Here is a 20,949-nt window from a genome sequence, read left to right on the forward strand (position 1 = left end):
TCATGCCTTGATGTCTGCGATATGGCGCAGCGTTCGTATCAGGTGCTGGATGACGCGGATCGCCGACAGGCCCGCCCCGACCGGGGCCGAGGCGTAGAGGATCGGGATCGGCAGCCCCAACACAACCGAGGTCTGGCTGGCGACAAACGGCATCCGTATCAGTTTGACACATTCGATGGTCAGGACGACGAGAAAGCCCAGCACCAGAAGCGAGATGACGACATCCGCGATGAGCCGCGCCCGTTCGCCCAGGACATCCCTGAGAACCGTGATGCGCACGTGGTCTCCGGTGTGAAAGGCGTAGCTGACACCCAACCAGACGAACCAGACAAACAGCCAGAGCGTCAGTTCCTCTCCCCAGGACAGGGAGGCATTCATGACATAACGCATGAACACGTTGCCAAAGATCAGCAGCACGATGGCACCCAGCAGCAGGCTGGCCAGTGCCTTTTCGGCGTTCAGATCAATCCATCTGAGAAATGACATGGTTTCTCCTCCCCGAGAACCGCAAGGGCACCCGGACCGAACCGGTACAGGTGCCCCATCCAGACCCTGTCCAGCGGATCAGTTCTTGCTTGCGGCGGTTACCGCGGCGACCCAGGCGTCATAGGCCCCTGCTCCCACCTCGTCGCGGTATTGCAGGCGGACATCTTCGGTCTTGTCGGCGAACGCCTGCCGCTGCTCGGGCGTCAGTTCGAGGACTTCGACGCCCGCCGCGCGGATTTGTTCCAGCTGTGCGGAGTCCTCGGCGGCGATCAGCTGGGCCTGGTAATCGCGGGCCGCGGCCATCGCTTCGCGGACGAGGTGCTGATGTTCCGGCGTAAGGCTGTCATAGAAGAACTGCGACATCACCGGCATGTAGACGGCAAACACATGCCCTGTCGTCGAAAGATATTTCTGAACTTCGTAGAAACGCTGTGACGTGATGATTGCGAGCGGATTTTCCTGGCCGTCGATGACGCCTTGCTGGAGGGCCGAATACACCTCTCCAAAGTTCATCGGGGTCGGGTTTGCACCCAGGGCCTCGAATGTGGCGACGTGGGCAGGCACTTTCATTGTCCGCAGCTTGATACCTTCAAGGTCGTCAGGCGACGCGATCGGGCGCGTGTTGTTCGTCACGTTGCGCACACCGAGTTCTAGCCAGCCAAGCCCGACAAGCCCCTGTTGCTGGACACGCGCCAGCATGCCGTTGCCCGCGTCGCTGTCGAGAACTTTCCAGGCCGTATCCTTGGACGGATACATGTAGGGCAGTTCGATCACGGCGAAAGCCGGATCCCAACCCGCAAAGAAGGAAGACGGCGGAATGGCCATTTCCAGAACACCGGTCTGGACGCCCTCGATCATCTCGCGGTCCGGCCCCATCTGCGACGAGGGAAATATCTGAACGTCGATCTCACCGTTCGATCCGGCCTCAACCAGCTCTTCGAATTTCAGGAGCGCCCGGTGCATGTGGAACGATTCCGCCGCTCCGTGGCCAACCTTGATGACGGTTTCGGCGGATGCCCCGAAGGTCAGCCCAACGGACAAGACGGCGCCAAGCGCAAGTGTCGATATTCTGAACAATTTATCCTCCCTCGGATTGAAGCGGGACAAAACTCCCGTCAATACGATCTGATATATCAGATATGATGTAGAAATCAATCCGGGATGTGCTATGGTGAGATCGAGCTAGAGAAGGCGGATGGATATGGCCGGGGTAACACAAATCAAACGTCCGGATTCCCTGAGCAAAATCGCAGCGGAGCAAATCCGGGAAGAGATCGTCAGAGGGCGGTTCCAGCTCGGCGAGCCGCTGCCCGAGGCAAAGCTTTCCGCCATGTTTGGCATCAGCAAAACCCCGATTCGCGAAGCGCTTGCCGCTTTGAAATTGCAGGGTCTGGTGCAGATCTTTCCGCAAAGAGGGGCCTTTGTGTTCACGCTTTCCCGCAATGAGATCGTGCAGCTTTGCGGGTACAGGGTCATTCTCGAACATGCAGCGCTCGACCTGTCGTTTGCCCAGGACCGGGCCGGAATAATGGACGAGCTGGAACAGGTCGTTGCAGCAATGGCCAAGGCCCATGCCGAGCGCGCGTTTGAGCGCTATCTCGATCTGGATGCGGATTTCCACGACGCGTTCTTCAACCATTGCGGAAACGCCTACTTGTCCGAAGGATACCGGAAAGTGGGCGATATCGTCCGGACAATGCGCACGCATCTTTCAAAGGGTCCGCAGCGCACAGACAAGTCCCGTGCCGAACATGAAGAGATCGTCCGGCTGCTGCGAACACGCCAGATCGATTCAGCAAAAGAGGTTCTGCATACGCAGATTACACGGGGTGAACGCGCCTATTCAGATCTGGCAACTCGGAACTGAAGCCGGTTTGGCAAGGGGTCGCCCGAGTGATATTGCATCGTTTTCCACGCAACCTCACTTTCGACCGAACCACCCACCCACGCGCCCCACACCGCAGGTGAGGTCGCAGCATTCATTCGCGCGGGCTCAGGGGATGTTTCAGGTGGAACGAGGTTGTTCGCCACGGCAAGCTCAGATGGCCTGTTGCCGTCCCTCGAATACCTCGATCATTGCTGACCTGAGGCGGGCTACATCGGCGTCGGCCGACCCGTTCGGGTCGCAGAGGAAGGGCTCCAGCACCTCGATCCGGATACTGCCGCTCTTTGGCAGGCGCTTGCCGCCTGGCAAGAGACGGTCGGAGTTGAGAATGACGATCGGGCGGATCACGCGGCCTGTCTCGCGGGCAACAAGAACCGCGCCGGCCTTGAACTCGCCCAGGGTTTCGGTGCCGACACGGGTGCCTTCGGGGAACAGCACCAGAGACCGGCGGGCGGGCATGGCCTTGACGGCGTCGGAGAGCGTTTCTAGCGCCAGCTTACCGCTCTTGCGGTCGATCTCGACCAGGCCCGCGCTTTTGAACCCGCGGCGCAGCAAGGCCGCATCGCAAAGCTCCTTCTTGGCGCCGAAGGTGATCCATTTTTCATCCGGCAAGGCATCCATCAGGGCAAACCCGTCAAGGTGGCTGCGGTGGTTGATCACGATGATGCTGTTTTCGTCGTGGCGCAGCGCGTCACGTGCCGCTGCGCCCATTTCGACGCGGGTGCTCAGCAGCCACATCAGGCGCGAACAGGCCCGTTTGATCGTGCGCCAGTACCAGCCGCGAAACCCGCGCCGGGATTGGCACAGGACCGGGATGAAAGCGATGAACAGGAAATAGAACGGCCCAAAGAGAACCAGACCGGTCCATTTGACAATTCTGATGAGGGCGGGCGTGGAAAACTCCGCCTGCCCGCTGCTTCGGTTTGATGTGTCTGTCATGGGTTCCCGGCGATATGGACCTGCCATTGGCGGTCAAGAGCGCCATGAAGGGCATAGTCTGCCCCTAAGTCAACCAGATAGCCGAATCCTGTGCGATCCGATGATCCATGATCGGCCGCCCCCGCCCGCTGCCGTCTCGCCACGGGCGGGGAGCGTCGGATCAGTAGCTGAATTCGCGGTAGATGCAGGTGAGGTCGCCGTTCCAGTCGCCGTTGTAGTGGTCGAGCAGTTCGTCGGCGGGGGTCTTGCCCGTTTCGACGCTGTCCTTGAGGGCGCTGAGGAAATGGGTCTCGTCCGGGACCATGCCACCGGCGCCGGGGCGGGCGCGGGATTTGAGGCCGGCCTCGGAGATCGCCAGCACTTCGCGCGCCAGCGCGTGCATGTCGATATTGCCCGCCCGCGCCTGAAGCCCCTGGCGGCTCGCCTCGATGCGCAGGGTCTCGCGCGTCTCGGCATCCCAACCCTTGACCAGGTCCCAGGCGGCATCCAGCGCCGACTGGTCGTACATCAGCCCGACCCAGAAGGCGGGCAGCGCGCAGAGCCTGCGCCACGGACCGCCATCGGCACCGCGCATCTCGATGAATTTCTTGATCCGCGCCTCGGGGAAGAGCGTGGTCAGATGATCGGCCCAGTCGCTGAGCGTCGGCGTCTCGCCCGGCAGCGCAGGCAATTGGCCCTTGAGGAAATCACGGAAGGACTGGCCCAGCGCGTTGATATACTTGCCGTCGCGGTAAACGAAGTACATCGGCACATCGAGCGCGTATTGCACCCAAGCCTCGAAGCCGAACCCGTCTTCGAACACGAAGGGCACCATGCCGGTGCGGTCGTTGTCGAGATGCCGCCAGACGCGGGCACGCCAGCTTTTGTGGCCGTTGGGCTTGCCTTCGAGGAAGGGGGAGTTGGCAAAGAGCGCGGTGGCAACCGGTTGCAGGGCAATCGCGACGCGCAGTTTCTGCACCATGTCCGCCTCGGAGGCGAAATCGAGGTTCACCTGCACAGTGCAGGTGCGGCGCATCATGGTGGTGCCCGATGTGCCCACCTGTTGCATGTAATTGTCCATCAGCTTGTAGCGGCCCTTGGGCATCAGCGGCATCTGGTCATGGGTCCAGATCGGCGCGGCGCCGAGGCCGATGAAGCCGACGCCGATCTTGTCGGCGATATCCTTGACGTCGCGCAGGTGGTCGTTCACCTCGTCGCAGGTCTGGTGGATGGTTTCCACCGGCGCGCCGCTGAGTTCCAGCTGGCCGCCCGGTTCAAGGCTGACATTGGCGCCGTCCTTGGTCAGCCCGATAAGCTTGCCGCCCTCTTCCAGCGGCGCCCAGCCGTGCAGGTCGCGCAGACCCTGGAGGACGGCGAGAATCGAGCGTTCGCCCTCGTAGGGGAGCGGTTTCAGCGTGTCCTTGCAGTAACCGAATTTCTCGTGCTCGGTGCCGATGCGCCAGTCGGACTTGGGCTTGCAGCCCGAGGCAAGGTATTCGGCCAGCTGTTCGTGGCGTTCGATCGGTCCGCCGCCGGACTGGGGAATGGACATGGCTGGGGCTCCGTCTTGGCTGTGCTGCGTCCGCCGAGAAGTGGCATATTTCGCGCGGGTGTCAATGCATGGGGCGCGAGAAGCTCACGCGGATGTGTTGGCCGGTCGGTGGCCGGAGGTCAGGCGCGCGGGGGTGCGGGCGGCTGATTCGGCTGTCAGTGCAGCCATTGCGTGGAGGGCCGCGAAGAGGTGCGCTCCCAGATCACCACGGCATGGCGAGGGGCGCCGTTCAGCTCGGCCAGCATGCGTTCCGTGCGCAATCCGGGCAGGCTGGCGAAGACGTCAAAGAGCGCCTCGGCGCCTTCTGCGTTGACCGGGATCAGGAGCGGCGGCTGGCCGGGGCGCTCCAGCACCCAATGGGCGGGCATGAGGGCGGGGTCGAGCGTGAGCCGTTCGATATCGGCAGCGGCGACCGAGCCGCCGGTAAGCGGGCCCATATAGGTGATCTCGCCCTCGTCCAGCGTGACCACGCCCGGCCCGCCGGACCCGGTGCGAAAACGGGCACGCTGAAGGCCGACAACAGTGAGCCCCGTACCGGCCAGCAGGGTCGGCCAGCCGACCCAGCCCAAAAGCCCGCCCGGACCGGTGATCCAGCTGAGGCCCACCAGCGCGATGGCGATCCCCGCCAGCACCTCGCGCCAGCGCCACAGCGCGGCGCGCGCCTCGGGACGGATGAAACTCATCGCGGCACCCCCAATGTCAGCGGCTCTTTCAGCAGGGCAAGACGGTAGGAGCCGATCTGGTTGAACCCGATCTTCTCATAGGCCCGTGCCGCCTGTGCCGATGCGGTAAACAGGATCGCGCGGGCCACGCCTTCGCCGCGCAATTCCTGTAGATGCGCAGCAACAATCTGGCCCGCCAGCCCTTCGCCGCGCCGGTCCCGGACCACGAACACACCGCCCACCTGAACCGTAACCCCTGCGCGGGCATTGATCCCCGTCATCGCCACAGGAACCCCGCCGTCGAGCAACAGCCGCACCCGGCCCGAGGCAATCGCAATCCCGGCATTGGCCGCGTTCAGCGCCAGATCACAGCCATCGCTCAGCCCCGCATCCGCCGCGTATTGCCCGAACCACTCGGTCAGCAGCGCCCGGTGATCCTCGGCCGGACGGATCAGCGTGGCTTTGCTTTTGATCCCTGCCAGGTCGCGCGCATAGAGCAGCTCGGCCCGGTTCAGGTGCCACGCGTCCCCGGGCACCGGCAACGCCGCCAGGATCGCATCCACCTGTGCCACATCACCGGTCATGCCGCGCAGGGTGTAGCCCTGGAGCAGATGGGCATAGGTCTGCGCCTCGGTAGCGCCGATCCCGGGCAGCTGGCACATCAGATAACCGCCATTCGTCGCCCCGAATACGCCGGTGATGCCCTCACCCGTCTCGCGGAGGAAATACGCGGTACCGTTGGCGTGTTCGGTATTATTCAGACCATGCGCTTCGAGATTGCCGAGCAGGAACATCGACGTCTCGCTATGACGCCTCAGAAAGGCGACAATCGCGCCAACGTCCTTGTCCTCGGCCTTGCGGATCATGCCCAGTCCCCCAGCGCCTGCTGCCAGAGCGTCATGGCGGCCACGGCGGCAGTGTCGGCGCGCAGGATGCGGGGGCCGAGGCTGACCACATGGGATTGGTCCATCGAGTGCAGGCGCTTGCGTTCGGCCTCGGAAAAGCCGCCCTCGGGGCCGATCAGGATGGCCCAGGGCCTGCCCCGCCCTTCCGAGGCGAGGCGCAGGGCGGACCCGGCCTCGGCCTCGTCGCAGAACATCAGTTGCCGGTCGGCGGGCCAGGTATCGAGCAGGCGGGGCAACTTTTGCAGATCCGTCACCTCGGGCACGAAGGTGCCGCCGCATTGTTCGGCGGCCTCGATGGCATGGGCCTGGAGCCGGTCCTGACGGATGCGCTCGGAATTGGTGAAATCGGTCTGCACCGGCACGATCCGGGCAGCGCCCATCTCGGCCGCTTTCTCGACGATGAAATCGGTGCGCGCCTTTTTGATCGGGGCAAACATCAGCCAGAGGTCGGGGGGCAGTTGCAGGGGTTTGGTCTGCGCCTGACAGACCAGTGTGCCACCTCGCTTGCCGGCCTCGGTCACATGGGCCAGCCATTCACCGTCGCGCCCGTTGAACAGCGCCACGGAGGCGCCCGCGTCAAGCCGCATCACCCCGAAGAGGTAATGCGCCTGGTCGCGCGACACCGGAACCGGTTGCCCCGGGGCCAACGGGTGCTCTACATACAGCCTGATCTTTGCACTCATGAAAGACTACATATGCAAGGCCAAGCCCCAACACCAGATGGTCAGGTTGCCGATGCGGTGACAGGCAACTGGGTCGATATCCATGCCCCGGCCTGGTCGCGGCCCTTTTTGCGGCTGAGCCGGGCCGACCGGCCGATTGGCACCTGGCTGTTGCTGCTGCCCTGCTGGTGGGGGCTGATGCTGGCCATGCTTGACGGGCAGGATGCGCGCTGGGGCGATCTGTGGATCGCAGCGGGTTGCGGCATGGGCGCGTTCCTGATGCGGGGCGCGGGCTGTACCTGGAACGATATCACCGACCGCGATTTCGACGGGCGGGTCGAGCGCACGCGCTCGCGCCCGATCCCCTCGGGGCAGGTGAGCGTGCGGATGGCGGTGGTCTGGATGGTGGCGCAGGCGCTGTTGGCGCTGATGATCCTGCTGACGTTCAACCGGGCGGCCATCGCGCTGGGCGTACTGTCTCTGTTGCCGGTGGCGGTCTATCCCTTTGCCAAGCGGTTCACCTGGTGGCCGCAGGCGTTTCTAGGGCTGGCGTTCAACTGGGGCGCTCTGCTGGCCTGGACGGCGCATGCGGGCTCGCTGGGCTGGGGCGCGGTGTTCCTTTATGCGGCGGGCATCTCCTGGACGCTGTTCTATGACACGATCTATGCCCATCAGGATACCGAGGACGACGCGCTGATCGGGGTGAAATCCACCGCCCGGCTGTTTGGCGACCAGACCCCGCGCTGGATGACCTATTTCCTGGTCGCCACCGTCAGCCTGATGGGGGTCGCGGTGATCGAGGCGGCGCTGCCCGATGCCTCGATCCTGGCGCTGGTGCTGGCGCTGGCGGGACCCTGGGCGATGGGCTGGCACATGGCCTGGCAGTTGCGCGGGCTGGACCTGAATGACAATGGCAAGCTGTTGCAACTGTTCCGGGTGAACCGCGACACCGGCCTGATTCCGCTCATCTTCTTTGGCGCCGCCCTGTTCGTGTGATTGCACCCGGGGGCGGCGGCCGTTAGAAACCTGTCAAAGACCGGAGAGATACGACCTGCCCATGCGACTTCCCCTGACCCTTGTCGTCGCGCTGACCTTTGTCCTGGCTGCGGCCCTTTGTGGCGTTGCCGCCAGTTTCGCGGTGACCGCAGTCGAGGAGAACTCGGAGATTGCCGTGCGCCGGGCGCTGGATCTGAACGGCCACGACTGGGCCGAGGTCGAGGCGGACGGATTGCAGGTGCAACTGACCGGCATGGCCCCGGACGAGGCGACGCGATTCAACGCGCTGTCGGTGGTGGGCGCCGAAGTCGACGCCTCGCGGGTCATCGACCGGATGCAGATCCGGCCTTCGGCCGGGCTGGCGCCGCCGCGTTTCTCGATCGAGATTTTGCGCAATGACAGTGGTATTTCGGTGATCGGCCTGGTGCCGGCCCGGATGGACCGGGTGGCGCTGATCGCCTCGCTGGGGCGGCTGGCCGAGAACGAAAGCGTGACCGACCTTCTGGAGACCGCGAGCTATCCGGTGCCCGAAGGCTGGAACGACGCGCTGGGTTTCGCGGTGAAGGCGCTGGACATGTTGCCCCGGTCGAAGATTTCCGTCAGCGCCGGGCGGGTGACGGTCAAGGCAATCTCGGACAGTGGCGCCGACAAGAAGCGGCTGGAAGAGGCGCTGGCGCGGGCGGCGCCGCCCTCGGTTCGGATTGGGCTGGATATCGCGGCGCCGCGCCCGGTGATCACGCCCTTTACCCTGCGGTTCCTGATCGACGAGGAAGGCGCGCGCTTTGACGCCTGCGCGGCCGAGACCGCCACCTCGCGCGCGCGTATCCTGGCCGCAGCGAAATCAGCGGGCCTCAAGGGCACTCCGGGCTGTACCATCGGGATGGGTGTGCCTTCGCCCCGCTGGGCCCGGGCGGCCGAGCTGAGCATCGGAGCTGTGGCAGAGCTGGGCGCGGGGTCGGTGACCATCGCGGATGCCGATATCACACTGGTCGCCGCCGAAGGCACCGATCAGGCGCTGTTCGACCGGGTCGTGGGCGAGTTGCAGACCGAACTGCCGGATGTGTTTGCCCTGCATGCGGTGCTGCCGGAGCCAGAGAAGACCTCGACCGCCGGGCCGCCGGAATTCACCGCGACGCTGAGCCCCGAGGGGCAGGTGCAGTTGCGCGGGCGGCTGGGCAGCGAGGACATGCGGTTCATGGTGGACAGTTTCGCCAAGGCTGCCTTTGGCTCGGGTGCGGTCTATACCGCGACCCGGATCGTGCCGGAATTGCCGGGGGACTGGTCGATGCGGGTGATGGCCGGCATCGAGGCGCTGGCGACCCTGAAGAACGGCGCGCTTGTGGTGAAGCCGGACAACCTGATCCTGCGCGGTGTCAGCCTTGACGAGGAAGCGGGCGCGGGTATTGCGCGCCTGTTGGCCGAAAAACTGGGCGAATCACAAAGTTACGAGCTGGACATCACCTATGAAGAGCCGCCGCTGACCGAGGCGGCGGGAGGACCGGACCCCGACATGTGCGAAGCACAGCTGGTCGAGATCCAGAAAGTCGGGAAGATCACGTTCGAGCCGGGGTCGGCGACCATCGCGGGCAGTTCGGCGGCGACGATCGAGCAGATCGCGGACCTGTTGCAGGCCTGCGGACCGATCCGACTGGAGATCCAGGGGCATACCGACAGCCAGGGTCGCGAGGAGATGAACAAGCAGCTCAGCCAGGCGCGGGCGCAATCGGTGCTGAACGAACTCAGGGCGCGGCGGGTGCTGACATCGACCTATTCGGCGGTCGGCTATGGCGAGAGCCAGCCGATTGCCGACAACGGCACCGAGGAAGGCCGCGAGGCGAACCGGCGGATCGAGTTCCGGCTGATCCGGCCCGAGTTGCTGGACGATGAAACGACCGCGCTGGAAGAAATCGAGGCGACGGAAAACGGCGCGGCCGCAAACGCGGACGCGGATGCGGCGGCAGGGACAACAGGGGCTGACGGGGCGTCCGGGGAGGATCAATAAGTGAACAGAACCGAGTTTATCATCACAACCGCCATCATCCTGTTCGTCGCCTTTTCCATGGGGTGGTTCGCCAACTGGCTGGTGCACCGGTTCACCCGCGTGCGGCAAAGCGACGTGGCCGATCTGGACCGGATGAGCCAGGAGCTGCACGAGGCGGAGGAAACCCGCGATCAGGCGATCACATACTTGCAGCAGCGCGAGGCGGAGCTGACCAACCAGCTGTCCCAGACCGAGGCCGAACTGGCCGCCGCGATGGACGGGCTGCGTGCCGCGCGGCAGGAAGCCGAGGAACTGCGGCAGCATCTGAACGGATGAGGCGGAGGCGGCACAGGATGCCACCGCTGGCTTGAGCGATTGTCACAGGTGGCCGGGCCGGGGCGCTCAAGCGCTGGCGCCGGGTTTCCAAGCACCTGGTATTCCCGCTTCCACACCGGAACTGCACACCCCGAAAATGAAAAGGCCGCGGCTTGGGTCCACGGCCAATTCACGAGGTAGCTGGTTTCGGGCCTAGGATGGCCCGATCATGAAACAGGGCACGTTGCGCGCCGAGAGGCGGCGGCAGGCCAGGTCGGCCTGGTCGCGGGTCATGCCCTGGAAGGTGGCCTCATACCCTTTGGAGGACTGGTTGACCTTGCGCAGGGTGCCGTCGAGCGTGTTGATCTCGGCCAGCGCGGTGCGCAGCAGGACCTTTTCGGCGTCATAGCGGCTGGAGTACCGACCGATATTTATGCCCCAGAGATGCCCACCCGAGGTGGACAGGCGAGTGACGACCTCGCGCTCGGCCTCGACCACGTCGGCCTGCACGGAACCCGCGTCGACGGAGGCCAGAATCAGGTTCTCTGGCCGCATGGCCGGACGGACGCCCGGCACCGCATCGGCGCCCCGTTCAAGCTGGGTCGCGATGGACGGCGCCGCGGGTGCGGCCGGGGTGGCCTCAGCCATGGCGGCCGAGATACCGGCCTGGATGCGGTCTTCGTCTTGGCGGGCGGTTTCGGCGACGGCCTGCGCGACCACGGTCGCGATCTGGCCACCGGGACGCGCCAGCGGCCGCAGGCTGCTGCCGGGCGCGCCGGCGACGCGCACGGTTTTCGAGGTGCTTTCGGTCGAGGGCGTGTCGGGGGACAAGTTGTCGTTGCCGGCATAGAGCGGGATGCCAGGCGCCCGGATCGGGGCACGGTTCGGCGCCTTGCGGAAGCCGAGGTCAAGCAATTCGGCCACCTTGGCGTTGCGCGCGGTGCTCGACTTGCCACCGAACACGGTGGCGATCACACGCTTGTCGCCGCGCTTGGCCGAGGCCACGAGGTTGAAGCCCGCGGCCTGGGTATAGCCGGTCTTGATCCCGTCGGCGCCCTGGTAGGCGTCAAGCAGGCGGCGGTTGGTATTGGCGACGTTCTTGATCCCGGCGCTGGTCTCGCGCCGCGAGAACAGGTTGTAATACTGCGGATAGTCATAGAGCAGATGCCGCCCGAGAATGGTCATGTCCTGGGCGGTGCTGAGGTGGCCGGATTCGGTCAGACCGTTGGCGTTCTTGAAGGTGGTGCGGGTCATGCCCATCGCCGCAGCGGTCCGGTTCATGCGGCGGGCAAAGGCCGCCTCGGACCCCGATATCGCAATGCCAATGGCGGTAGCGGCGTCATTGGCCGACTTGATCGCGGCGGCCCGCACCAGATATCGAAAGGCGATCTTTTGCCCGGCGCGCAGCCCCAGTTTCGAGGGCGGCTCGGCGGCGGCCTGCGGGGTGATGCGGATCTCGGTATCCATGGTCAGTTCGCCGTTCCGCACCGCCTCGAACGCGATGTAGAGCGTCATCATCTTGGTCAGCGATGCCGGGTGAAGTCGTGCATTGGCGTTTTGGGAATGCAGCACCTCGCCGGTGCGGGCATCCATCACCATCGCCGCATAGGGCGCGGCGCGCGCAACCGACGCAAGCGACAGCACCACAACCGCCGCTAGAAATAGGAGTAAGCCCATAAGGGCCGGCATTTTTTGCCGAACCTGCACGATCATTGCCTCTGTCTGCCTCGGGCCGCCGGTTTCCGGCTGGCGCATTTATTGTGTTTGGAGCAGGCTAACACAGCAATTTCTCAAAATAAACCCGCCGCTTGTGCGCATCGGCAGAAATTGTCAAAACCCGCAGGACCAGATGTAGCGGTCTGGTTCGCGTTCGCCCCCACACTGGCGATTGTGACGAGAATGTGGCTGACCCGGCTGCGATTCGACTGGCACCGGTTTGTGATCCCGGTCACGGGTGCCGGGATGTTTTCGCAAAGCGCTCAGCCGATGGCCGCCACCAGCTCTGCCAGCGCGCCGAGATCGGGCAGGCTGTGATATCGCGACCGGTCCCGAGGCGGGTCGGCCTTTTCGATCTCCCATTCCAGCCCATGGGGCACAAACACGCCCCAGGCGCCCGCCTCGATCGGGGCCAGCACGTCGGAGCGCATGGAATTGCCCACCATCATCGCCCGCCCTGCCCCGTCGCCGTGGCGAGCAAAGACGGAGTGATAGGTACGGGCGGTCTTTTCCGAGACGATTTCGACACCGTGGAACAGGTCGCCAAGTCCCGATTGCGCCAGCTTGCGTTCCTGGTCGATCAGATCGCCCTTGGTGATCAGCAGCACGCGGTGTGTCTCGGCCACGGCCTCGACCGTGGCGCGGGCGTGTGGCAACAGCTCGATGGGATGGGCCAGCATCTCTTGCCCGGCCTCGATCAGCTGCCGGATCACGGTGGCAGGCACCCGGTCATCGGTCACTTCGATGGCGGTCTCGATCATCGACAGGGTAAACCCCTTTACCCCATAGCCATAGTGGCGGATGTTGCGCCGCTCGGCGGCCAGCAGCCGTTCCATCAGGTGGTCGGCCTCGGCGAAATCGGCCAAGAGCCCCGCAAAATGCGCCTGTGTCAGTTGAAAGAACCGCTCGTTATGCCAGAGCGTGTCGTCGGCATCGAACCCCACGGTGGTCAGTTTTTGCGACATGTTTCGCGTTTGCTTTCTCTTTTCCATTTCCGCGCTAAGGTTATATAAGCTTGCGACCCAACCGAAGCCGGAATCGGATACGCGCCCCCAATGACCGCAAAACCGCATATGATGTCGGACAAGGATGACCAGGACAACGACGCGTCTGTCCTGTTGCAAACGCGCCCCAAGACCAAGCGCCCGCCGCTGTACAAGGTACTGCTCCTGAACGACGATTACACGCCGATGGAATTCGTTGTGCATGTGCTGGAGCGGTTTTTCGGCATGAATCACGCGCAGGCGTTCGAAATCATGCTGACCGTGCACAAGAAAGGCGTTGCGGTTGTCGGCGTGTTCAGCCACGAGGTGGCGGAAACCAAGGTGGGACAGGTGATGGATTTTGCCCGCCGCCACCAGCACCCGCTGCAATGCACCATGGAGAAAGAGGACTGACGGCAAGCGCCGCCTGCCCCCTCTGGAACGGAAAACGCCGATGTCCCCTCGTCTTGAGCTGGCCTTAGCCTCGGGCCTTGTCCTGAGCCCGCCCTTGTCTGTTCTGCGGCCGACCCCGGCACAGGACCTGTCGGCCCTGCCCGAAGGCGCGCAGGTGGTGCAGCCGTTCCGCCCCTATCACGACCATTTCGCGCGCCTTGGCTTTGACACGGTAGCACGGTCGGAGGCGCCCTGTACGGATGCAGTCGTGTTCCTGCCGCGCGCCAAGGCGCAGGCGCGGGCGATGGTGGCCGACGCCTGCCGACGCGCCTCGGGCGTGGTCGTGGTGGACGGCGCCAAGACCGACGGCATCGACAGCCTGTTAAAGGACATCCGCAAGCGGGTCGCGGTCGAAGGGCCGCTGTCCAAGGCGCATGGCAAGATCTTCTGGTTCCGGGCCGGTGGGGCCGATTTCTCGGACTGGGCCGCGCCCGAGGCGCAGGAGGTGGAGGGATTCCGGACCGCGCCGGGCGTGTTTTCCGCCGACGGGATCGACCCGGCCTCGGCCCTGCTGCTGGCGGCGCTGCCGAAAAAGCCCGGCAAGGTGATTGCCGATCTGGGCGCCGGATGGGGCTATCTGTCCGCCGGGCTCTTGTCGCGCGAGGGGGTCAAGGCGGTGCATCTGGTCGAGGCCGATCACGCGGCGCTGGACTGTGCCCGGGTAAACGTGACCGACCCGCGCGCGCAGTTCCACTGGTCCGATGCGCTGACGTGGAAAGCGCCCGAGAATATCGACACCGTGGTGATGAACCCGCCGTTTCACACCGGCCGCGCCGCCGAGCCGGAACTGGGCCAAGGATTCATCGCCGCTGCTGCGAAGCTGCTGGTCGCCTCGGGGCAACTGTGGATGGTGGCCAACCGGCACCTGCCCTATGAGGCGGCGCTGTCGCGGCATTTCGCGCAGGTGGCCGAGGTGGCGGGCAACACAAGGTTCAAGGTGTTGCATGCCTCTCGCCCCCAGCGGTGATCCCGGCTAAGTTGCGCCCCGAGTCAGGAGGAAGCTCATGTCCTTTTCCATAACCGGCAAGACCGCCATCGTGACCGGGGCCGCCAACGGCATCGGCCTCGCCATTGCCCGTCAGTTTGCGTCGGCCGGGGCGAATGTCATGTTCGCCGATATCGACGAAAAGGGGCTGTCCGAGGAATTGGGCGATCTGGGCGAAGAGGGCAAGATCCGGTATTTTGCCGGTGATCTGCGCGAGCGGCTGACCATCGCCAACCTGCTGTCGGCCACCATCGACGCGTTCGAGCAGATCGACATTCTGGTCAACGGCGCGCGGCAGGTGACCACCACAGATCCGCTCGACCCAGAGGATGACAGCATCCGCACCCTGCTGAACCAGAACCTGTTTCCCGCCTATCGCCTGAGCCAGGCGGTGGCGAAGCGGATGATCAAGCAGGCCGGCGAGGATGGCGAGGGACCAGCGGGCGCGATCATCAATATCTCGTCCGTGGCCGCCCGGCGCACCCACCCCGACCTGATGGCCTATTCGGTGTCGACCGCCGCGCTGGATCAGATGACCCGTTCGCTGGCGGTGGCGCTGGCGCCACACCGGATCCGGGTGAACGCGATTGCGATCGGTTCGGTGCTGAGCGCCTCGTTGCAGGCCACGCTGAGGGAGAACCGAGAGTTCCGCCAGGATATCGAGCGGCATACACCGCTGGGCCGGGTTGCTGCCGCCAACGAGTTGGTGGAGACCGCGCAATACCTGGCCTCGGACGCGTCAAGCTTCATGACCGGGCAGATCCTGACGGTAGATGGCGGGCGCACCCTGCTGGACCCGGTGGCAGCACCCGCGCATTGAAGGAAGACGAGATGTTCGAGACCGAGAAATCCACTGCCGCCGCCTGGTTCCGGGACCTGCGCGACCAGATCGTTGCCGCCTTTGAAGGGCTGGAGGATAGCCACGCCGAAGGGCCGTTCAGCGACATGGCGCCGGGCCGGTTCGAAGTGACCGAGACCACGCGCCAGTCGGACGATGGGTCAGATGCGGGCGGTGGGCTGATGAGCGTGATGCGGGGCGGCCGGGTGTTCGAGAAGGTGGGTGTCAACATCTCGACCGTCTATGGCACCCTGGGCGAACGGGCGCAGGCGGCAATGGCCGCACGCAAGGGCATTCCCGGCATGGCGGACGATCCGCGTTTCTGGGCCTCGGGCATCAGCCTAGTGGCGCATATGCAGAACCCGCATGTTCCGGCGGTTCACATGAACACGCGGATGTTCTGGACCCCGCATGCCTGGTGGTTCGGGGGCGGGTCGGACCTGAACCCCTGTATCGAGTACGCCGAGGACACGACGCATTTTCACGCTACCCAAAAGGCGCATCTGGACCCGCATGGCGCGGCGCATTATCCCCGGTTCAAGGCCTGGGCAGATGAGTATTTCTATATCCCGCACCGCAAGCGGGCGCGGGGTGTCGGCGGGATTTTCATGGATGATCTCTGCACCCATGACTGGCAGGCGGACTTCGCGCTGACGCAGGATATCGGGCGGGCGTTCCTGCCCGCCTATCTGCCTCTGGTGGAGCGCCGCCGGGTGCAGCCGTTCGACGCGACCGAGAAAGAGGCGCAACTGGTGCATCGCGGGCTCTATGCCGAATACAACCTGGTCTATGACCGGGGCACCAAATTCGGACTGGAGACAGGCCACGATGCCAATGCCGTGTTGATGAGCCTGCCGCCGCTGGCGAAATGGATCTGATCGAGAGCGATCACGGAAAGGGGGCGCCTCCCCCGGAGTATTTTCAGCGAAATGAAGGGGCGGGACGGTTTCCGGGAGGTCAGGGCCGGAGCCAGAAATCCTCCTCGAGCCGGTCGTAGCAGTAGTTCTGCGCCATCGAGGCGGTCATATTGTCGCCGACGACCTTGACGCTGACCGAATAGCCCGGCGTAGTGTTGACCCCCGGCGGCGGTTGCAGCGCGTAATGCACGCCCTTGCGGCCCTTGACCGTGACTGCGGGGCCCACCGGGCGGACCAGGTAGATCCGCTGTGTGGCGCTGGTGCGCAACACGCGGATGGCATAGTCGCCCGCGCCGCACCAGAAATCCTTGGGCGCCGAGCCGTTGCGGTTGACAACCTCGATCACGCCCTTGCTGACGGGATAGACCTCGAACCGGTTGAAGGCCTGAAAGGCGAGCGCCATGCCGGGGGCCAAAAGGCCCACGCCCAGCAGCGCCAGTACCGTCTTGCGCCGTGTCATCCAAATCTCCTGCACAAAAATGCTTTGCGGTTCACAGGATAGCGGAAATCACGCGCGGCGCCAGTGCAACGAGAGGACGACGCCGTTTGACCCATTCAGGGAACGCGGGCAAACTGCCGGGAGTGTGTTTGGGAGGTACCAGCGATGCGTTGGAGTGTTTTATTTGCGTTCAGTCTGATGCCAGCCATGGCAGCAGCACAGGGCGCGCCCGCGAGCTACGAGGCGGTTTCGGGCGATAACTACACGGGCAAGGAGCTGTTCTTTGCCTATGACGGGGCCTACGCCCGGTTTCGCGCCCGACGGCAAGACGAGACGCTGGCGGCCGCGTTTTGCCTGGACGACTGTGAGCGGGACATTATCGACACTCCCGAACAGGGGCCTTTTGTCCGCGCGGAACTGATCGAAGACGAGGCGGCCAGTTGGATAACGCTGCGCTTTTCGGATTTCTGGCTGGGTGAGAGCAGCCGTCTTATCATCTCGGGCGAGGAGGGGTCTTTCCAGGAGTTCACCCAGCAGAAACTGGAGGCATGGGAGGGCGAGACCGCCGCGTTCAACGGCGGGCGGCTGTTGCTGGAGCTGGTCGTCGCCGCAGGCGAGAATCCCCTCCCCTCCTACACAATCGACGAGATCGCGTTCGGACGCCCGCCGGTGGCCAGCCCCCGCGAACCCGGCGCGTTGATCGAGGAAAGTGCCGACCAGCCACAGAATGTCTGTGGCGACGACCATCGGGTATCTTCTTCTGACGATCGTGTCGCGCGGATCTGGAAAGGTGGTTGCACCGCATGGCCGCTGGCGAACGGCGCGTTTGTGACTGCGGGACACTGTCCGAAAGCGGGAGGCATGGGGGTACTCGAGTTTCGGGTTCCGATATCGGGGCCTGACGGCAGTGCAAGACATCCCGACCAGGCGTTTCAGTACAAGATCCAATCGGGCAGCATCGTCTATGAAAGTTCCGGCGTCGGGAAGGATTGGGCTGTGTTCAGCATTCTTCCCAATGATCGTGGAGAGACGCCGAAAGACCTGTTTGGTTACTTCGACGTCCACCGCGATTATGCGGATGGTGAGTTGATTGTGCGCGGCTATGGCAAGGACGACGACCCGCTCGGGTCTGAAACCAGCGGCTTCAATGAGCAAAGCCAGACCCAGCAGGAGCATGGAGCGGCTTATGTGGTCAAACAGAAGGGCGTCGTCATCGAACACGAGGCTGACACTGAAAGAGGAAGTTCCGGCTCACCCCTGCTGAATCTGGATGGCGTGGCCTTCGGTATTCATACCCATGGCAAGTGCGAGAGCGACGTGAATGAGAACAAGGGCACGGGGTTCATGAACGACGATTTCTGGGCGGCGATCCAGCAGTTCGGGCCGCTATAGGGCGCGCTCAGACGCTGCGCCAGCCGGCCTCGCGCAGGGCGGCGCCATAGCTGGGGGCGGTTTTCATCCGGCCACCCAACCCCTTGTCGAGCAGCAGCGCGTGCATCCGGGGGAGGTTGTAGCAGGGCACATGCATGATCATGTGATGTTCAAGGTGGTAGTTCACCCAGTAAGGTGCCACCAGCAGGCGGGCGATTGGCCCGGCAAGGGTGGTGCGGACGTTTCGGAACGGGTCCTCGGATTGTTCGGTGGCGCCATGTTCGGCGATATTGCGGACGCGCAGGACGAACTGGAACCAGGTGAGATAGGGCAACACCCAGAAGGCAAGCCCCCACCACCAGTCGCCGACAAGGCTGATCAAGAGCGCAATGCCGAGGAAGACCGGCAGCGATTTCCACAGCTGCGGCGCCTTGAAGCTTTGCGCGAAATCGGACGCGGCGGCCTTGATCGCCTCGTCATCGCCAGCAAGGCGGAAGGACATAAGGATCTGGCCGGTCAGCTGCTTGATCCCGGTGCGCCCGGTCAGGTCGCGGGCGAACTTGCGCCGCATAGAGGCATGCGAGGTGGGGAATTTCGACGACAGGACAAGGTCGGGGTCCTTGTCGGTCTGGGTAAAGCGATGGTGGGTCAGGTGATAATGGCGATAGGCGGCCAGTTCCGCCAGGATCGGACGGCCACAGAGCCATTCGCCCACCAGATCGTTGAGCCGCCGGTTGCGGAACAGCGCGTTATGCGCCGCCTCGTGCATCAGGATGGCAAGGCCCAGCTGGCGCGAGCCGATCACGATCACCGCCAGGACAAAGGTCAGCGGATTGGGCCAGAGCCCGAAGAGCGCCACCGCCAACGCGATGGTGCCCCAGCAATGCGCAACCAGCCAGACACCCATCAGGTCCGACCGTTCCGCCAGGGGGCGAATTTCCTCGGTGCTGAGATAGGCCTTGCCCGGTGTCATGTTGCGTCCTCCCTGACAGACAGGGTCTCAGGTCGGGGACGGGCCTGTCAAACAGAGCGCCACGTCATTGCGCTGGCAGGCCGAGATCGATCAGGATCTGGAGATTGGCTTCGTCGGCCGCAACCCAGCGCGCCCAGATCGGAAAGCGGAAGGCGTGGCGCCAGAATTCAGCCGTCAGGGCCGGGTATCTTTCGCGTGCTTGAGCAAGGTAATGCGCGGCCTTGTCCCGGTTGCCAAGCTTGGCGTGTTTCAGCGCGGTGGCCATAAAGACGAAGTAGTCCGCATTGGGAAACCGGCAGGCGGTTTCATAGGCGGCCAGCGCCTCGGGATCGGCGGCGTCGGTGTTGCGAAAGGTGAAGGCATTGCCAAGCTGGAACCAAAAGCCCCAGGCCATCGGGTCCTTTGGGTTCAGGCGCAGTGCGGTGCGGGCGGCCCGTTCCAGCCGGTCGCAATCGAGCCTTTGCATGAACAGGCAGGCGTGGCAGCGACCGAAATGCAGCACCGCGTTGTTAGGATTGAGCGCCTCGGCCTTGTCCAGCGCGTCGGCGGCATCCTGTTCCCGCCCGGTTATGGCCAGCAGGACACCCAGCGCGACATAACCGATTTCAAGGCGATCGTCGCGCTCGATGGCTTGCGCAGCATGGTCTAGCCCAGTCGAGATTTCGGCGGCCGGGTCGCGCGACCGCCCGGTTATGACCTTCACCCAGGCGAGGCGCGCCAACAGCGCGTGCGGCAGGGCGAAATCCGGATCGGCGGCAATGGCGCGGGTGTAGAAGGCATGTGCCTGCGAATAACCCTCGTCGGTGTAGCGGGTGAATTCGGAATAACCCTTTTGGCACATCTCCCAGGCAGTCAGGCTGTCGGTGGGTTTGCGGCGGGCAAGGTTGCGTTCGTGCGCGCCCAGTTCCGGCTCCACCCCGGACACGATGGCGGCGGTCAGCTCGTCTTGCAGATCGAACAGGTCGGCCATGGTCCGGTCCCAGCGTTCGGCCCAGACATGGGCACCGGTGCGGGCGTCGATCAGCTGCGCGGTGGCGCGCAGCCGGTCGCCCGCGCGGCGGACGGAACCCTCGACCACATAACGCACGCCCAGTTCCTCAGCGATCTGGCGCACGTCCTTGTGGCTGCCCTTGAAGGCAAAGGCCGAGTTTCGGGCGATCACGGTCAGGGTGCGGAAGCGGCTGAGTTCGGTGGTCACGTCCTCGACGATGCCGTCGGCCAGGAAATCCTGTTCCGGGTCGGCTGACATGTTGTCAAAGGGCAGGATGACCACGGCGGGCAGTTCGGTGCGCATCAATGGGGTGCCCGTGGCGCAGGCGATGCCTTCTGCGCCTACACGCCAGACCTCGACAGGGTCGGGGATGTTCTTCACCGGCTGCGGTCCCAGCGCGATCAGCTCGGCGGCGACCTTGCCGCGCACCTGGTCATGGACACTGCGGGAGATGCAGATGCCGCCGGGAGTGGCCAGGCTTTCCAGCCGGGCGGCGATGTTGACCGCGTCGCCGAGGATATCGTCGCCATCGCTGATCACGTCGCCCAGGTGGATACCGACCCGGAACAACATCCGAGTGTCGGGGTCGGTTTCGGCCTGGTCGCGCGCCACCCGTTGCAGGATGGCGACGGCCGACCGCAGGGCGGCGACGGGCGAGGCGAACTCGGCCAGCATGCCGTCGCCCATGGTCTTGATCAGCCGCCCGCCCTCGCGGGACAGGTCGGGCTGGACGATGTCGACGAAGAGGTGGCGCAGGCGGGTGACCGTGCCCTCCTCATCCACAGCCATCAGGCGCGAATAGCCCGACAAGTCGGCGGCGAGGATGGTTGTCAGGCGGCGGTCCATGCAAAATCTCCGGGCGGGCGCAGCAATGCGCCCCGCCTACTATGCCCGTGGAACCGGCGATGACAAAGCGGCAAA

21 protein-coding genes are annotated in these 20,949 nt (G+C 64.4%); 9 read left to right on the plus strand and 12 right to left on the minus strand.

Annotation, left to right across the window (positions count from 1 at the left end):
* Together G0P99_RS02415 and G0P99_RS02420 are read right to left on the minus strand one after the other, a co-directional pair.
* A complete protein-coding gene (locus G0P99_RS02415) occupies positions 1-486 on the minus strand; it encodes a TRAP transporter small permease (RefSeq protein ID WP_164127336.1) in 486 nt (161 codons plus the stop codon).
* Positions 487-564: 78 nt separating this feature from the next.
* Positions 565-1,593 (minus strand): TRAP transporter substrate-binding protein, encoded by a 1,029-nt coding sequence (locus tag G0P99_RS02420; RefSeq protein ID WP_239059643.1) that lies wholly within the window; start codon positions 1,591-1,593, stop codon positions 565-567.
* 88 nt (positions 1,594-1,681) lie between these two features.
* Between G0P99_RS02420 and G0P99_RS02425 the strand changes: the two genes are divergently transcribed.
* Positions 1,682-2,353 carry a GntR family transcriptional regulator gene (locus tag G0P99_RS02425; RefSeq protein WP_239059644.1) on the plus strand — a complete coding sequence of 224 codons (672 nt, stop codon included), beginning with the start codon at positions 1,682-1,684 and terminating at the stop codon, positions 2,351-2,353.
* 171 nt (positions 2,354-2,524) lie between these two features.
* Here the strand turns inward: G0P99_RS02425 and G0P99_RS02430 are convergent, their stop codons facing one another.
* From G0P99_RS02430 to G0P99_RS02450, 5 genes are all read right to left on the minus strand, one after another.
* A complete protein-coding gene (locus tag G0P99_RS02430; RefSeq protein ID WP_164127338.1) occupies positions 2,525-3,310 on the minus strand; it encodes a lysophospholipid acyltransferase family protein in 786 nt (261 codons plus the stop codon).
* Positions 3,311-3,470: 160 nt separating this feature from the next.
* Positions 3,471-4,841, minus strand: coding sequence for a glutamate--cysteine ligase (locus tag G0P99_RS02435; protein ID WP_164127340.1), 1,371 nt, complete (start codon positions 4,839-4,841; stop codon positions 3,471-3,473).
* Between the two features lie 155 nt (positions 4,842-4,996).
* Positions 4,997-5,524 (minus strand): hypothetical protein, encoded by a 528-nt coding sequence (locus G0P99_RS02440; RefSeq protein WP_164127342.1) that lies wholly within the window; start codon positions 5,522-5,524, stop codon positions 4,997-4,999.
* Positions 5,521-6,369 carry a GNAT family N-acetyltransferase gene (locus tag G0P99_RS02445; RefSeq protein WP_164127344.1) on the minus strand — a complete coding sequence of 283 codons (849 nt, stop codon included), beginning with the start codon at positions 6,367-6,369 and terminating at the stop codon, positions 5,521-5,523. The genes G0P99_RS02440 and G0P99_RS02445 overlap by 4 nt, the downstream gene beginning before the upstream one ends.
* Entirely contained in the window at positions 6,366-7,091 is a 726-nt protein-coding gene (locus G0P99_RS02450; protein ID WP_164127346.1) for a 16S rRNA (uracil(1498)-N(3))-methyltransferase, read from the minus strand. The genes G0P99_RS02445 and G0P99_RS02450 overlap by 4 nt, the downstream gene beginning before the upstream one ends.
* Before the next feature lie 12 nt (positions 7,092-7,103).
* Here G0P99_RS02450 and ubiA point away from each other — a divergent pair, with 12 nt between their 5' ends.
* The 3 genes from ubiA to G0P99_RS02465 all read left to right on the plus strand — a co-directional run bounded on the left by ubiA (position 7,104) and on the right by G0P99_RS02465 (position 10,383).
* Positions 7,104-8,066: a 4-hydroxybenzoate octaprenyltransferase gene (gene ubiA, locus G0P99_RS02455; RefSeq protein WP_164127348.1), complete on the plus strand. Its 963-nt coding sequence runs from the start codon at positions 7,104-7,106 to the stop codon at positions 8,064-8,066.
* A gap of 61 nt (positions 8,067-8,127) precedes the next feature.
* Positions 8,128-10,068, plus strand: a complete 1,941-nt coding sequence (locus G0P99_RS02460; protein WP_164127350.1) for an OmpA family protein — start codon at positions 8,128-8,130, stop codon at positions 10,066-10,068.
* Entirely contained in the window at positions 10,069-10,383 is a 315-nt protein-coding gene (locus tag G0P99_RS02465; RefSeq protein ID WP_164127352.1) for a hypothetical protein, read from the plus strand.
* 192 nt (positions 10,384-10,575) lie between these two features.
* Here G0P99_RS02465 and G0P99_RS02470 read toward each other — a convergent pair whose 3' ends face one another.
* Positions 10,576-12,075 carry a D-alanyl-D-alanine carboxypeptidase family protein gene (locus G0P99_RS02470; RefSeq protein ID WP_164127354.1) on the minus strand — a complete coding sequence of 500 codons (1,500 nt, stop codon included), beginning with the start codon at positions 12,073-12,075 and terminating at the stop codon, positions 10,576-10,578.
* Positions 12,076-12,341: 266 nt separating this feature from the next.
* Positions 12,342-13,043, minus strand: a complete 702-nt coding sequence (locus tag G0P99_RS02475; RefSeq protein WP_164127356.1) for an HAD family hydrolase — start codon at positions 13,041-13,043, stop codon at positions 12,342-12,344.
* 90 nt (positions 13,044-13,133) lie between these two features.
* Here G0P99_RS02475 and clpS point away from each other — a divergent pair, with 90 nt between their 5' ends.
* Genes clpS through hemF form a run of 4 tightly spaced genes read left to right on the plus strand, consistent with a single transcriptional unit; the run spans position 13,134 to position 16,215 of the window.
* The gene (clpS, locus tag G0P99_RS02480; RefSeq protein ID WP_164127358.1) at positions 13,134-13,475 is read left to right on the plus strand and encodes an ATP-dependent Clp protease adapter ClpS; all 342 of its coding nucleotides are present in this window, start codon (positions 13,134-13,136) and stop codon (positions 13,473-13,475) included.
* A gap of 40 nt (positions 13,476-13,515) precedes the next feature.
* On the plus strand, positions 13,516-14,481 hold the full coding sequence (locus tag G0P99_RS02485) for a class I SAM-dependent methyltransferase (RefSeq protein ID WP_164127360.1): 966 nt from the start codon (positions 13,516-13,518) through the stop codon (positions 14,479-14,481).
* Between the two features lie 37 nt (positions 14,482-14,518).
* A complete protein-coding gene (locus tag G0P99_RS02490) occupies positions 14,519-15,319 on the plus strand; it encodes an SDR family NAD(P)-dependent oxidoreductase (protein ID WP_164127362.1) in 801 nt (266 codons plus the stop codon).
* A gap of 11 nt (positions 15,320-15,330) precedes the next feature.
* Positions 15,331-16,215, plus strand: coding sequence for an oxygen-dependent coproporphyrinogen oxidase (gene hemF, locus G0P99_RS02495; protein WP_164127363.1), 885 nt, complete (start codon positions 15,331-15,333; stop codon positions 16,213-16,215).
* A 79-nt stretch (positions 16,216-16,294) separates the two neighbouring features.
* On the opposite strand, the gene G0P99_RS02500 is transcribed toward hemF, so the two are convergent.
* Positions 16,295-16,714 carry a hypothetical protein gene (locus tag G0P99_RS02500; RefSeq protein WP_164127366.1) on the minus strand — a complete coding sequence of 140 codons (420 nt, stop codon included), beginning with the start codon at positions 16,712-16,714 and terminating at the stop codon, positions 16,295-16,297.
* Between the two features lie 144 nt (positions 16,715-16,858).
* On the opposite strand from G0P99_RS02500, the gene G0P99_RS02505 reads away from it, so the two are divergent.
* Positions 16,859-18,085, plus strand: coding sequence for a serine protease (locus G0P99_RS02505; protein WP_164127367.1), 1,227 nt, complete (start codon positions 16,859-16,861; stop codon positions 18,083-18,085).
* A 7-nt stretch (positions 18,086-18,092) separates the two neighbouring features.
* Here the strand turns inward: G0P99_RS02505 and G0P99_RS02510 are convergent, their stop codons facing one another.
* Both G0P99_RS02510 and G0P99_RS02515 read right to left on the minus strand, forming a co-directional pair.
* Positions 18,093-19,037 carry a fatty acid desaturase family protein gene (locus G0P99_RS02510; RefSeq protein WP_164127369.1) on the minus strand — a complete coding sequence of 315 codons (945 nt, stop codon included), beginning with the start codon at positions 19,035-19,037 and terminating at the stop codon, positions 18,093-18,095.
* Between the two features lie 64 nt (positions 19,038-19,101).
* Positions 19,102-20,874: an adenylate/guanylate cyclase domain-containing protein gene (locus G0P99_RS02515; RefSeq protein ID WP_164127371.1), complete on the minus strand. Its 1,773-nt coding sequence runs from the start codon at positions 20,872-20,874 to the stop codon at positions 19,102-19,104.
* Between the last annotated feature and the right edge of the window lie 75 nt (positions 20,875-20,949).

It is taken from the genome of Ruegeria sp. PrR005, assembly GCF_010500245.1.
In the GTDB taxonomy this organism is placed as follows: Bacteria; Pseudomonadota; Alphaproteobacteria; order Rhodobacterales; family Rhodobacteraceae; genus Ruegeria_B; species Ruegeria_B marisflavi.